At 34.3% G+C, this 13,766-nt stretch carries 13 protein-coding genes and 2 pseudogenes; 1 reads left to right on the top strand and 14 read right to left on the bottom strand.

What is annotated here, in order from left to right; genetic code table 11:
* Positions 1 to 183: 183 nt before the first annotated feature.
* Positions 184 to 1,212, bottom strand: a complete 1,029-nt coding sequence (locus U473_RS12560; protein WP_068726923.1) for a YkvI family membrane protein — start codon at positions 1,210 to 1,212, stop codon at positions 184 to 186.
* Positions 1,213 to 1,301: 89 nt separating this feature from the next.
* On the opposite strand from U473_RS12560, the gene yyaC reads away from it, so the two are divergent.
* Positions 1,302 to 1,907, top strand: a complete 606-nt coding sequence (yyaC, locus tag U473_RS12565) for a spore protease YyaC (protein WP_235589122.1) — start codon at positions 1,302 to 1,304, stop codon at positions 1,905 to 1,907.
* Positions 1,908 to 2,109: 202 nt separating this feature from the next.
* Here the strand turns inward: yyaC and U473_RS12570 are convergent, their stop codons facing one another.
* The 13 genes and pseudogenes from U473_RS12570 to rnpA form a co-directional block, all read right to left on the bottom strand.
* Complete coding sequence (locus tag U473_RS12570; protein WP_161937336.1) at positions 2,110 to 2,592, bottom strand: DUF4446 family protein; 483 nt, start codon at positions 2,590 to 2,592, stop codon at positions 2,110 to 2,112.
* A gap of 42 nt (positions 2,593 to 2,634) precedes the next feature.
* A complete protein-coding gene (locus U473_RS12575; protein ID WP_068726930.1) occupies positions 2,635 to 3,348 on the bottom strand; it encodes a DUF554 domain-containing protein in 714 nt (237 codons plus the stop codon).
* A gap of 11 nt (positions 3,349 to 3,359) precedes the next feature.
* Complete coding sequence (locus tag U473_RS12580) at positions 3,360 to 4,508, bottom strand: aminotransferase class V-fold PLP-dependent enzyme (RefSeq protein WP_068726933.1); 1,149 nt, start codon at positions 4,506 to 4,508, stop codon at positions 3,360 to 3,362.
* 72 nt (positions 4,509 to 4,580) lie between these two features.
* A pseudogene (locus tag U473_RS12585) lies at positions 4,581 to 5,428 on the bottom strand (ParB/RepB/Spo0J family partition protein).
* Positions 5,421 to 6,182: a ParA family protein gene (locus U473_RS12590; RefSeq protein ID WP_068726938.1), complete on the bottom strand. Its 762-nt coding sequence runs from the start codon at positions 6,180 to 6,182 to the stop codon at positions 5,421 to 5,423. The pseudogene U473_RS12585 and the gene U473_RS12590 overlap by 8 nt, the downstream one beginning before the upstream one ends.
* Positions 6,183 to 6,379: 197 nt before the next feature.
* Positions 6,380 to 7,200, bottom strand: a pseudogene (noc, locus tag U473_RS12595) (nucleoid occlusion protein).
* A 101-nt stretch (positions 7,201 to 7,301) separates the two neighbouring features.
* The gene (rsmG, locus tag U473_RS12600; RefSeq protein ID WP_068727689.1) at positions 7,302 to 8,018 is read right to left on the bottom strand and encodes a 16S rRNA (guanine(527)-N(7))-methyltransferase RsmG; all 717 of its coding nucleotides are present in this window, start codon (positions 8,016 to 8,018) and stop codon (positions 7,302 to 7,304) included.
* 7 nt (positions 8,019 to 8,025) lie between these two features.
* The gene (gene mnmG / locus U473_RS12605; protein WP_068726940.1) at positions 8,026 to 9,894 is read right to left on the bottom strand and encodes a tRNA uridine-5-carboxymethylaminomethyl(34) synthesis enzyme MnmG; all 1,869 of its coding nucleotides are present in this window, start codon (positions 9,892 to 9,894) and stop codon (positions 8,026 to 8,028) included.
* Positions 9,895 to 9,920: 26 nt separating this feature from the next.
* A complete protein-coding gene (gene mnmE / locus U473_RS12610) occupies positions 9,921 to 11,294 on the bottom strand; it encodes a tRNA uridine-5-carboxymethylaminomethyl(34) synthesis GTPase MnmE (RefSeq protein ID WP_068726942.1) in 1,374 nt (457 codons plus the stop codon).
* 297 nt (positions 11,295 to 11,591) lie between these two features.
* Positions 11,592 to 12,218 (bottom strand): RNA-binding cell elongation regulator Jag/EloR, encoded by a 627-nt coding sequence (gene jag, locus U473_RS12615; RefSeq protein WP_068726944.1) that lies wholly within the window; start codon positions 12,216 to 12,218, stop codon positions 11,592 to 11,594.
* A gap of 23 nt (positions 12,219 to 12,241) precedes the next feature.
* Positions 12,242 to 12,976, bottom strand: coding sequence for a membrane protein insertase YidC (gene yidC, locus U473_RS12620; protein WP_068726947.1), 735 nt, complete (start codon positions 12,974 to 12,976; stop codon positions 12,242 to 12,244).
* A 13-nt stretch (positions 12,977 to 12,989) separates the two neighbouring features.
* On the bottom strand, positions 12,990 to 13,214 hold the full coding sequence (gene yidD, locus U473_RS12625) for a membrane protein insertion efficiency factor YidD (RefSeq protein WP_068726949.1): 225 nt from the start codon (positions 13,212 to 13,214) through the stop codon (positions 12,990 to 12,992).
* A 48-nt stretch (positions 13,215 to 13,262) separates the two neighbouring features.
* The gene (rnpA, locus tag U473_RS12630; protein ID WP_068726952.1) at positions 13,263 to 13,616 is read right to left on the bottom strand and encodes a ribonuclease P protein component; all 354 of its coding nucleotides are present in this window, start codon (positions 13,614 to 13,616) and stop codon (positions 13,263 to 13,265) included.
* Positions 13,617 to 13,766 lie beyond the last annotated feature (150 nt).

A 13,766-nucleotide genomic window follows, 5' to 3' on the forward strand; every position in this document is an offset into this window, starting at 1 on the left:
TTGATAATACCCTTTCTGATCCCTTTTAACAGGAAATGCACCTAATTTTCTTAAAATCCAGGCCAATATAAACTGGATCTAAAATACTTACGTGATTAGCAACTAAAACCAATTTTTTTGCTCTTTCATCGCCATTTTGATCACCATTTGGGAGATTAATTATATTTCTTTTCATTATATTATTTACCTTGTTTTTTGAAAAGGATAGAGAATCAATATAGATAAGACATACAAATTTAATACACCATACAAAGGATATAAAACTTTCACTAAATTAGCAAAACCAATAAAAGTAAAGGGAATAATGAAAAGAATTAAGCCAAAACTGATCTTTCCAGTTGAAAGGTTTATCTTATTTTGGATGCGATAGACTAATGCATGGATATTTGACAAAGCTGTCGTATAGATGGCTAACCATAAAATCATACTTACAATAAGTAATAAAACAGTTTGGTTGGTTGGGATTAATGCGAATAGTGGAATATCATATTGTTCAACATGGGGTACCCTTAATAGTGATAGATTGATCATCATCGCTACTAAGCCCAACCCAATGATACTGGTTATTCCTCCAAAGATGATTTCTCCTTTTGTTTCTATCCTCTTTCCCATTGTAGATAAGACTCCTAATAGAGAGATCATATTAAAAGCAACATACGTTATCGCAGATGGCCAAACTTCTAAATAGTGACGAGTAAAAGGCCCTGAAAGTGAAGGATTTCTAGATATATATAATAAACCGATCGCTAGAATAATCACTGTTTTAATTGGCATTAGAATACTGTTTAAGTTGATCAGGCCACGAACTCCCTTAATTAGCACTAGCCATATTGCAATACTTACGATACCTACTCCTAAAATAAAAGGTAAGTTCCATTGTACAAATGTTGCACCGCTTCCAGCCAACATAATGATTGATCCCGAAACTAAATACAAAAAAATAAGGGTATCAAATAACCTGCTAAGTGTATTTCCTAGTAATAATACCAGAATATCATAATAATTCTCTGTTTGATGGCGCCAACTCATCCAAAGAATAAAGATGCTACTTAACGAAAATAAGGTTAAGGCAATCAATAGTCCAAAGATACTCTGCCTTCCATAAGAAGTAAAGAACTCCCAAATCTCACGCCCTGAAGCAAATCCTGCGCCTATGGTCGTACCCATAATTGTTAAACCTATTTTTAAACCATTCCACATCTTTTTCTGCAAGTGATTCACCCCTCAAATAGCTTCCTGTCCTATGTATATTTCTAACCCTTTCTACATATACTAGTAATACTATTTTTATGGAGGCTTCTATGAATCTATTTAAAAACAATCAATGTTCTAAATATGTGATTGACTATTCTGACCCACAAGCACTTCATTTCCTTACTAACCGTATACAATATATGATTGACCAATATGATTACCAACATTGGGTCGTGGTATGCATTGGTACTGACCGTTCTACAGGTGATTCTCTTGGGCCTTTGGTGGGATCACAATTGAGGTTGTATGACTCTACTAAAAGGGTTTTCGGGACATTAGATGAACCAGTTCATGCTTTAAACCTACAAGATACGATAGACATCATCCAAAACCATTATCCTGATTCTGGTATCATCGCGATCGATGCTAGTCTAGGACAATTAACAAGTGTGGGTACGATTCAAGTAGTAAATGGTCCATTAAAACCAGGCGCAGGAGTGCAAAAAAATTTACCTGAGATCGGACATTTCCACATTACTGGAATTGTTAATGTAGGCGGATTTATGGAATATTTTGTTTTACAAAATACTAGGCTTAGTATAGTCATGAAAATGGCAGATCTTATTACCCATGCGATTACCAACACGACTTGCTGGAACCAAAATTCAGCCACATATCGAAGCCCATCAATTGGATTTGTTGATCATATGTAAGAAAAGAGCCTTAAATCAAAACGATTTAGGCTCTTTTGCCATTCACATCACGTGCAATGCTTTCCTTTTCTAATATTCGCTTTAATGCTTTATGCAACAATCATTTTCACATTGAGATTTTCTTTCATCTCCTTTGCAATTTGCATTGCATGGCCGGGGTATAATGGATTAACAATAAATATCAACCGTTTCCTATCCATCATTATTTAGTTGCTCTCTCTATTGCCAGAATTTCCTCTTTCGAAAGTTGGTACCTTGATTCTCCAGCCTCTATAGGTTTAGCATAGGTGTTTGACTCACCTCTATTATAAATACTTGTTATAACGATACCGTTCTTCTTTTCATCTAAAATAGCGATTGAAAAACTTAAGTCATTTCCTTGTTCACCAAATGCATTATAGCGAATGATTCCAACTTGTCCCTTTATATTTGTTAGTTTTTCCAAAATAAGATGAAGTTGTTTTCTGTTTTGGGCAATAATTTCTTTTATCTCATCCATGTCAGATGAAAAGTTCTCAATCATTTGTTCTAAATTATTTACACTGCCGCCCCTACTAAAACGTAAGAAGCGTTTTTTTAAGTTTTTTAATTTAAAACTAATCGTTATATTCCATATCAATAAAATTATAGCTAATAATCCGAGCAATAAGATGATTTCATCGATATATTGTGAAACGATATCCACTATTCATTCTTCCTTTCACATAAATATAAACTTTCCATGCGGTTAAAATAACTTAGAAATCCATTGAACCAAAATGACTCCGATTGGTGCAATAATGATTGCTGGCAACATATTAGCTACATTAATTTTCTTCAATTCTAAAATATTAATCGCAATCGCAATAATTAATATTCCTCCAGTTGCAGTAATTTCCACAATCATTGTATCTAGTAATTCTTGACTAAAAAGTAAGTGGATATATTTTGCTAATAATGCGATCATTCCTTGGTATATCAAGACAGGAACTGCTGAAAATACAACCCCAAATCCTAAGGTGGAAGCAAAGATAATTGCAGAAAAGCCATCTAACATTGCTTTTAAATATAATAAGCGATGGTCAAGATTTAGACCACTATTTAAAGACCCAAGTATGGCCATTGCCCCTATTGTATAAACCAGTGTAGCTGTTACAAAAGCATTCGAAATATTTCCCTTTTTCGACCCACCTAGTTTCCGTTCTAACCAGTGACCAAGTTGATCTAGTTTATCATCAATCTTTAAAATTTCCCCTAATACGCCACCAAGCACTAAACTAAGAATAACAAGTAAAAAATTCTCCGTTTTTAATCCCATTAAGATTCCCTGAATGATAACAGCTAATCCTAAACCTTGCATAACTGTATCTCTCATCTTTAAAGGAATATTTGGTAAAAACGCACCGATCATTCCACCAAAGATAATGGCAATCGTGTTCACTAATGTACCTTGTAAGACCATTTTTTCCTACCTCACATCATCAAAGAAATGATTTCTTTTAATGCATTTAAAAGCGTATCTATTTCTTTTTCCGTATTTGTGTGTCCTAAACTTACCCTCACTAAGCCACTACTTTCTGTATGACAAATTTCATGGGCTAATGGTGCACAATGAAAACCGCTTCTGACAGCGATCTGATAATGACTATCTAAAACTGTAGCAACTTCATTAGAGTCATGCCCTTCTATCTGAAGGCTTACAACAGGAACCCTTTCTATATGTAGATCTGGCCCATACCATTTCACTTGTGGAATTTGCTCTAAGCCCTTCAATAAATATTGTGTTAACTGCCATTCTCTGTTCTTTAACTTTTCGATACCTTGTTGTTCAATATAATCGATACCTGCTCCTAAACCAACAATTCCGACTGTATTAAGTGTCCCTGATTCATAACGGTTAGGGCTGGCTTTGGGTTGGTCGATTTTTTCTGATTGATTTCCTGTTCCACCATGAATCAAAGGAGATAGTTCTATACTTGGATTGATATATAATCCCCCTACTCCTTGTGGACCAAGTAATGCCTTATGACCGGGAAAAGCCAATAGATCTATATTCATTTCCTTCACATCAATCTGATACCTACCCACGGTTTGTGCTGCATCAACTAAAAAGGCTATTCCATTTTTCTTTGCTATGGCTCCAATCTCCTTAATCGGTTGAATCGTTCCTAAAACATTAGAAGCATGGGAGAAGACGAATAATCTTGTGTTTGATTGAATGGCATTCTCTATTTCCTTTAACTGAAGTTTGCTTTGTTCATTTGGTTTTACATAAGTAATTTCAATACCTAATTCTTTTCTTAGGTATTCTAACGGTCTTCTTACTGAATTATGCTCTAGATGACTTGTTATAACATGATCACCCTTTTTAAGAAACCCTTTTATTGCTTGATTTAATGCTTGAGTTGTATTCATAAAGAAAACAATTTGGTTAGGGTTTTGTACATTTAATAGTTTAGCTATTTTTACTCTAGTTGCATAAATCGCTTCAGATGCAATAGCTGCCATCTTATGATTCCCTCTGCCAGGATTAGCACCATTTTCACGAAGAAATTGAGTTAAGGTAAAAATGACTTGCTCTGGTTTTGGCCATGAAGACGCCGCATGATCAAAATAAATCATTTTTTTCACATCCCTATTTAAATGGATCAGTTAAAGATAAAGACAACCTTTCATTGGTTGCCTTGATGGAGGTTATTCTTCTATACCTAGCATCTCCAGTATTCGGTTTAAATCGCTTTGATTAAAATATTCAATTTCTATCTTCCCTTTATTTTTCCCCGTTTTAATTTTTACTGCAGTTTTAAACCGATTACGCAATTGGTCCTCCAATTGTTTATAGATAGGATTAATTGTTTCCTTTTTTTCGTTGTTTCACGTGAAACATTTTCTTTTAAAGATTTTATTTTTTCTTCAAGTGTTCGTACACTCCAGTTTTCAGTAATCACCTTATTACATAAAAATTTCTGTTGTTCTGGATGATCTAAGGAAATTAATGCCCTTGCATGTCCCATAGAAAGGTTACCATTACCAACCTGAGATTGTATTTCATCGGGTAGTTGAAGAAGTCTCATAAAATTTGCTACGTTCGGTCGGCTTTTTCCTACTTTTGCCGCTAATTCTTCTTGAGTTAAGTTGAACTGTTGCATGAGTTTTGCGTAAGCATTGGCAATTTCGATTGGGTTTAAATTTTCCCGTTGTAAGTTTTCAATTAAAGCAATCTCCATTACTTGCTGATCAGAAAATTCCTTAATTACCACTGGAATCTTCTCTAAATTTAAAGCTTTGGTTGCACGCCATCTTCTTTCACCAGCAACAATTTCGTACCCATTAAGTGATTTTCTCACAACGATCGGTTGAATCACACCATGCTCTTTAATAGAGTCCATCAGTTCAGATAATTGACCATCGTCAAAATTCTTTCTTGGTTGATAGGGATTTGGTCTGATTTTAGCTACTTCCAATTCAGAAATTTGATCTTTTTCATCAATATTAAGTGACGGAATTAAAGCGTCTAATCCTCTTCCAAGGCGTTTACTCATATTCAGCCACTTCCTTTGCTAAATCGATATAGACCTCAGCACCTTTTGATTTTGGATCATAGGTAACAATAGATTGACCATGACTTGGCGCCTCACTAAGCCGAACATTCCTAGGTATGATGGTTGAATATACCTTATCTTGGAAATATTTTTTAACTTCTTCAACCACTTGGATGCTTAGGTTTGTTCTTGCATCAAACATCGTCAAAAGAACCCCTTCGATCATTAAATCTGTATTTAGATGCTTTTGAACTAATCGAATTGTATTTAATAGCTGGCTTAATCCTTCTAATGCATAGTACTCACATTGGATCGGAATTAATACAGAATCAGCAGCTGTTAAGGAATTAACAGTTAAAATCCCTAATGAAGGTGGACAATCAATAATGACGTAATCATATTTATCCCTTACAATATGTAAAGCACGCTTTAACCTAACCTCTCTAGAAATGGTAGGAACTAATTCTATCTCTGCCCCGGCTAATTGAATCGTTGCAGGTATAAGTTCCAAACCCTCAATTTCTGTAGGATATATCGCATCTTTAGGAGAAATATCATTGATAAGGATATCGTAAATACAATACTCTACATCAGCTTTGTTAATACCTATTCCACTCGTAGTATTACCTTGGGGGTCAATATCCACTAACAAAACTTTCTTCCCTAATTTAGCCAAGCTTGCACTTAAATTAACCGAAGTAGTCGTTTTTCCTACTCCACCTTTTTGATTTGCGATGGCAATAATTTTCCCCATTTTACTTCACCTCACTTATAACGAAAACACATGTCATTCTTGCTGCCTTATTGGTGATATTACTTGGAACAAACATCATAAAGTGCATTTAATATTTTATCTTATTTATTTGTTTGTGAATAGGGATTTTGAAGATCTTTTTTAACATGAATAAGCGGCAAAAATACTTGCCGCCTAATAAATGTCAGTTGATTACTTTATTTTTTTGGAATTTTGATAATAAATTCATAATATTCATCATGATCTTTTTCATCTGTAATAATATCCATTCCTGTTTTTAAAACCATATCTACAGATTGTCTAATTGTATTCATAGCAATTCGCATATCTCTTGAAAAAGCAATTTTTTAGTTTTTGGTTTGCTTTCACCCGTCAATTTTTCAATGATTTGTTTAATCCTTGTTTCGGTTTGTTTTACATTTAACTCTTTTTCTATGATCTCTTGTAGCAATTTTTCCTGAATAGATTGATCAGGCAATGATAATAAAGCTCTAGCATGCCTTTCGGTGATTTTTCTTCCCATTAGAGCATCTTGAACAGTCTGAGATAAATTTAATAATCTTATTTTATTTGCTATCGTAGATTGTCCTTTCCCTAATCTTTGAGCCAAACTTTCTTGTGTTAGTCCATGTAATTCCATTAATTTTTGATATGCTACTGCTTCCTCAATTGCTGTTAACCCTTCACGTTGGAGGTTTTCGATTAAAGCGATTGATGCAGATTGAGCATCATTAAAATCTTTAATAATTGCTGGAATTGTTTGAAGTTCTAGTCTCTTGACTGCTCGCCATCTTCTTTCACCAGCAATGATTTCATACATACCATCACGAGGACGCACAACAATGGGTTGGATGACTCCATGAATTTTAATGGTTTGGCTTAATTCCTCAATTCGATCTTCATCAAACAAGGACCTGGGTTGATAAGGATTAGGAACGATTTGATCCACAGGAATTTGCTTTACTTCATCATTTCCACGATCTTGCAATCCAAAAAGACGAGAAAAATGGTCTTTCATTTGACCACACCACCTACTTTAACATTCAATCATATGTATTCTCTTTCTATTTTAAAATTCCTGCACGATTTAAAAAAGAATTTGTTTCACGTGAAACATTTTCACTGTATTGGCTCACGATTAGGGGTTCCTGATTTTCTAGGGTATTTAATAGGAGTAGATTTTGTTTTATTGATGATAATAATTGTCCTTTCACCAAAATGTTCAGGTAAATCAAAATTATGTTCTTTAACAAAAACTCCGCCTAAGAGTTGTATTGCCTTTTGGGCTTCAGCAATTTCTTCATTTGCTCTAGCCCCTTTTAAGGCAATCATCGATCCCTTTAACTTAATAAAGGGTAAAGATAATTCTGCAAGCACATTAAGTTTTGCAACTGCTCTAGAGATTGCTATATCAAATGATTCCCTAAGATCTGATTTCCTAGCTATTTCCTCAGCTCTACCATGAATAAAATCAACATTTTTAAGGTTAAGGGTCTCAATAAGATGTTGTAGAAAAGTAATTCGTTTATTTAAAGAATCTAATAACGTTAATTTTAAATCAGGAAAACAAATTTTTAAAGGAATGCTTGGAAAACCTGCCCCAGCACCAATATCAATCATTCTTTGTTGAGAAAAAGGATAAAAGAAAGCAGGAGTAATTGAATCAAAAAAATGCTTAACGATTACTTCCTCTGGGTCAGTAATTGCTGTAAGATTCATTTTTTTGTTCCAATCTATTAATAAATCATAGTAGGTTGCAAATTGCTGTAATTGACTGTCTGTACAATCAATCTGATAGGATCGCAATCTTTCGTTTAATTTTTCTATCATATCCATTTCCATCTTATTTCCCCTGTTCAATATAGACTAATAAAATCGAAATATCTGCAGGGCTAACACCAGATATTCTAGAGGCCTGGCCAATATTCATAGGTTGAATTTTATTTAACTTTTCTCTTGCTTCCATAGAAAGACCACTTATTTTATTATAATCTAACCATTCTGGTATTTTCTTTGCCTCAACCTTTTTCATTTTCTCTACAAGTAACAGTTGTTTCTCAATATAACCCGAGTATTTTATTTGAATTTCAACCTGTTCCTTCATTTCAGCAGATAATTCCACAGGACTGGGTGAGAGTTTTTCGATGATTTCGTAAGTAATTTCAGGTCTTCTAAGCAATGTAGCCAATTCAACAGCATTGTTTAATTCAGAAGTTCCTACCTCTTTCATCATCACTTGAACCTCTTCTGAAGGTCTGATCTTTTCCGTTTTTAAGCGATTGATCTCTTGTTCAATTTTCTCTTTTTTATCAAGAAAACGTTGATATCGCTCATCATCGATCAAACCTAGTTGATACCCTATTTCTCGAAGTCTTAGATCTGCGTTATCATGACGCAACAACAAACGGTATTCTGCCCTTGAAGTTAATAGTCGATAAGGTTCATTGGTACCCTTTGTAACCAAATCATCAATAAGCACCCCGATATAAGCTTGAGAACGATCCAATACGACTGGATCTTTTCCTAATACCCTGCATGCAGCATTGATACCAGCCATAAGACCCTGACCTGCAGCTTCTTCATACCCAGAGGTTCCATTTAATTGTCCAGCTGTAAATAAATTCTTAATCTTTTTCGTCTCTAAGGTTGGCCATAATTGAGTAGGTACGATTACATCATATTCAATTGCGTACCCAGCCCGCATGATCTCTGCGTTTTCTAAACCAGGAATCGTTCGTAGCATATCAATCTGAACTTCCTCTGGTAAACTCGTAGAAAGTCCTTGAACATACATCTCATTTGTATGTTCCCCTTCAGGTTCCAAGAAAATTTGGTGGCGTGGTTTATCATTAAAACGTACTACTTTGTCCTCAATAGAAGGACAATATCTTGGGCCGGTACCTTCAATGACTCCGGAAAACATCGGGGCCCGGTGTAGATTATTATTGATGATCGAATGAGTTAGAAAATTGGTATAGGTTAACCAACATGGAATTTGATCTAAACGATATTCAGTTGTATCAAAAGAAAAAGCTCTAGGCTCTTCATCTCCTGGTTGAATTTCCATTTTGGAAAAATCAATTGAATCTCGATCAACCCTTGGAGGAGTCCCAGTCTTAAATCTGACGAGTTCAAAACCTATTTCTCTTAAGTGTTCAGATAATTTAACAGATGGTTGTTGATTATTTGGACCACTTTCATAGATCAGATCACCTAAAATAATTCTACCCCTTAAATAAGTCCCTGTTGTTAATACAACGGTTTGACTATAATATTCTGCACCAGTTCGGGTGATTACCCCTTTTACCACTTGATCTTCAATGATAAGCTTTTCTACCATCGTTTGTTTTAAAGTTAAGTGAGGGGTCGTTTCTAACGTTTTTTTCATCTCTTTTTGGTATTCGAACTTATCTGCTTGAGCGCGCAATGCATGGACAGCAGGACCTTTTCCGGTATTTAGCATCCTCATCTGCAAATATGTTTTATCAATATTCCTTCCCATTTCACCACCCAAGGCATCGATTTCTCTAACAACATGTCCTTTTGCTGGCCCGCCAATAGATGGGTTACAAGGCATAAAAGCAATCGTATCTAAACTAATGGTCAGTAATAAAGTTTCTACTCCCATTCTGGCAGCTGCTAGTGCAGCTTCTACACCTGCATGTCCTGCACCTACTACAATGCAGCCAAATTCACCAGCTTTATATCCCATCTTCATTCCTCCAATGAATGTCATCTTTATTTTCCAACACAGAATTGCGAAAAGATTTGATCTATTAAATCTTCACTAACCGCTTCTCCAATAATTTCACCTAACAGATCCCAAGCATTTTTTACATCTATTGCTATCATATCAATTGGTAGCCAATCTTCAATAGAATGTATGGCATCTTCTATACTTTGTAAAGCCCTTTTTAATAATGAAATATGTCTTGCATTTGATACATAAGTTAAATCCTCTGTTTGAATTTGGCCTGCAAAAAATAGTTCACTTATCGTTTCTTCTAACTGATCAATACCTTGTTCTTTGATAACAGACATCAAAATCATTCTTGCATCTGGTATTTTCTGTTTTACTAAATCCAAATCTATCTTTTGTGGTAAATCTGTTTTATTGATAATCACAATCACATGAAGTCCTTGAACTAATTCCATCAATCGTAAATCATCTTCAGATAATTCTTGGTTAAAGTTTAGAACAAGTAGAACTAAATCTGCTTCTTCTAATGCCTTTCTTGATCTTTCCACACCGATTTTCTCTACAAGATCTTCTGTTTCTCTAATCCCTGCAGTGTCAACTAATTTAAGAGGAACTCCCTTAATATTAATGTACTCTTCAATGATATCTCTGGTTGTTCCAGCTATTTCAGTAACAATGGCCTTATTTTCATGAATCAATGTATTTAATAGTGAAGATTTACCTACATTAGGTCTACCAATAATAACAGTTGATAATCCTTCACGCAGTATTTTCCCTTGAGAAGCAGTATCCAATAAATAATTTATCTCTTTTTTCACCTCTTTTGTTTTTGAAAGCAATAATTCATGAGTAACAGATTCAACATCATGTTCAGGATAGTCTATTGTTACTTCAATATGAGCTAGTACCTCTAATAAAGTTTGCCGTAATTCCTTAATTTTTCTAGACAATTTACCTTCTACTTGTTTTAGAGCTAACTGCATAGCTTTATCTGTTTTTGATCGAATTAAATCAATCACTGCCTCTGCTTGAGATAAATCAATTCTTCCATTTAGAAATGCCCTTTTTGTTAATTCTCCTGGTTCAGCCAATCTTGCTCCTTCTTCTAAAATCGCATCTAAAACCCTTCGAACTGATACTAAACCACCATGACAATTTACTTCAACTACATCCTCTTTTGTGTATGTTCTTGGAGCCCTCATCACTGTTACCATCACTTCGTCTATCACTTGTCCACATTTATCAATCAGTTTCCCATAATGGATAGTGTGACTATCCACAGTGGATAACTTTTTTCTCCCTCTATATAAACGATCTACAATATCAATCGCTTCATTCCCACTTACACGAACAATTGCAATTCCACCTTCTCCTAACGCGGTAGATATTGCAGCTATTGTATCAAAATCCATCGATGACCACCTCAGTATCTATATCTTCTAAAAAAGTAGAATACCATATTTTGAATAAAAGAACAAAAACAAAAATATTTATCCACATGTTTATAACAAAATTATTATGTAGTATGCCCAATTAAATAAAATTTAATGTTATCCACATCTCTTCTTCCTCTTTTTAAGATAACCCACAAAAGTAACGTCTTCCTTCGAAGTGTATTCGATTACTTTTGTGAGGTCTCAATAAAATAGATTTTTTCGCAAAAAAAATCCCTGTTACTAACAAAAGTTAATAACAGGGATCAATTAAAACTATTTTCTAGTAATAACAACCTTACGATTTGGTTCCTCTCCTTGACTATAAGTTTGAACCTTTGGATGGTCTTGTAATTTAGTATGAATGATCTTCCTTTCAGAAGGTGTCATTGGTTCAAGAACAACTTCTTTGCCTGTTCTTATCACTTTTTCAGCTAATCTATTTGCTAGTTCTTCTAATGTTGCCTTTCTTCTTGAACGGTAATTTTCAGCGTCTAACACAATACGCAATCGATTATGATCTACCTTCCGATTAGCAACAATGTTAACCAAATATTGTAGGGAGTCTAATGTTTGTCCTCTTCTACCAATTAGTATTCCTAGATCTTTTCCTACAAAATTAAGGACAGTATAATCAGCCTGATTAAATTGTTCAATTTGGACTTTCAAATTCATTGATTTAAATACATCAAATAAAAACTTTTTCGCTTCCTCTAAAGGATCTACCTGTTCTGGAAACAATTCTACTTCTACTACCGCATTTTTTCCAATTAATCCAAATAGCTTTTTGCTTGGTTGTTCTAAAACTTTTACCTTAACCCTATCTTCTGTCGTACCTAGTTGTCTGAGGGCTGATTGAACTGCTTCTTCCACAGTTTTACCGGTAGCTATTACTTTTTCCATACTAATTGCCCCCTATTAAATTTTTACTTGGTGGTTCTATAGATCAATTTGGTCTGTGCAATGGAAAAAATATTACCAATTACCCAATATAGTGCTAATGCAGCTGGTAATGAAATTCCAATAAATAAGATCATGGCAGGCATCACAACGGCCATAATTTTCTGCTGTTGGGCAGCTTGTGGAGTTACGGCAACACTCGTTGACGTCATTTTAATTTGTAAATAAGTTGTAATCGCTGCAAGAATTGGAAAAATATAGTAAGGATCAGGTGTTCCAAGGGAAACCCATAAGAAATCATGCTCAGCAATAAAGGCATTCCTGCTAATCGCATGATAAAAGGCAATTAAAATCGGCATCTGAATAAATATAGGTAAGCAACCCGATAAAGGATTTACATTATGTTTTTGGAAGAGTTTCATTGTTTCTTCCTGTATTTTTTGGGCATTATCTTTATATTTTTCTCTAATCTTTGTGATTTCAGGTTGTAAATCCTGCATTTTCTTAGTACTTCTAATTTGAGTAATCATTAGAGGAAGCACCAAAAAACGAATTAAAATGGTTGTTACAATGATAGCTAAACCATAGTTATTAAATAATATCTTAGCAAAAAAATCTATGGTAATAGATAATGGATAGACAAAATATTTATCCCAAATTCCGTTAGCAGGATCTATTTGGGTACCCGGTTTAGCAGAACAACCAGTACTAAATATAGCTATTACAACCAATAATAAAATGATATATGTGCGTTTCCGCAAGATAACTCCTCCTCTAATTATTTTCCTTTTTAGGTACCGGATCATATCCACCTGGATGTAAAGGATGGCATTTTGCAATTCTTTTTGCAGATAACCAACTACCCTTAAGTGCTCCGTGTATCTCAATTGCTTCTAATGCATAGTGAGAGCATGTCGGGGCAAAACGACAAGTAGGCGGTTTCATTGGTGAAATAAATTTTCGATAGAAACGAATGAGAATCAAAAGTAACTTTTTCACCTGTTAAACCCTCCTAACTGAGATACATCAATGATATAAATAAATGATTTAATCATTTGTTTCAATGATTTTCATTTTTTTAAATAAATGTTTAAGACTTCTCTCAAAATGGGGAAGATCCATCTGAGCCGCTGGAATCCTTGCAATAATAATATAATCCTTTTTCTTTTTTATTTCATATTTTAACAAAAGGGAACGAATGGCTTCTTTTATTAAACGTTTAACCCGATTCCTGATCACGGCATTACCAACCTTTTTACTCACCGAGATACCAAAACGATAAGGTTCAGCCTTGGGTTGATCCATCATGTATAATACCAATTCACGATTAGAAACAGATCTTCCATATGTATATACTTTTTTAAAATCTTCTCTTTTTTTTAAGCGTAGCTCTTTTTGCAAAATAAAGAAACCCCCATACAAATAGATGAATACGTTCACAAAACAAGATATAACTAAGTGAAAGTATGGGTAATTATTCCTCATAATAAACCTATTCTAACACATTCTGAATCTTAAATTAAACTAATCTTTCGATAAAGTAACGTAAAC

This window comes from Tepidibacillus decaturensis, from assembly GCF_001561915.1.
Lineage (GTDB): Bacteria > Bacillota > Bacilli > Tepidibacillales > Tepidibacillaceae > Tepidibacillus_B > Tepidibacillus_B infernus.

What these genes read in the sequence shown, in the direction of transcription:
- yyaC (WP_235589122.1), top strand. Translation starts at nt 1,302, where the DNA reads ATGAATCTATTTAAAAACAATCAATGTTCTAAATATGTGATTGACTAT.
- U473_RS12575 (WP_068726930.1), bottom strand. Translation starts at nt 3,348, where the DNA reads ATGGTCTTACAAGGTACATTAGTGAACACGATTGCCATTATCTTTGGT.
- U473_RS12580 (WP_068726933.1), bottom strand. Translation starts at nt 4,508, where the DNA reads ATGATTTATTTTGATCATGCGGCGTCTTCATGGCCAAAACCAGAGCAA.
- U473_RS12590 (WP_068726938.1), bottom strand. Translation starts at nt 6,182, where the DNA reads ATGGGGAAAATTATTGCCATCGCAAATCAAAAAGGTGGAGTAGGAAAA.
- rsmG (WP_068727689.1), bottom strand. Translation starts at nt 8,018, where the DNA reads ATGGATATGATAGAAAAATTAAACGAAAGATTGCGATCCTATCAGATT.
- mnmG (WP_068726940.1), bottom strand. Translation starts at nt 9,894, where the DNA reads ATGGGATATAAAGCTGGTGAATTTGGCTGCATTGTAGTAGGTGCAGGA.
- mnmE (WP_068726942.1), bottom strand. Translation starts at nt 11,294, where the DNA reads ATGGATTTTGATACAATAGCTGCAATATCTACCGCGTTAGGAGAAGGT.
- jag (WP_068726944.1), bottom strand. Translation starts at nt 12,218, where the DNA reads ATGGAAAAAGTAATAGCTACCGGTAAAACTGTGGAAGAAGCAGTTCAA.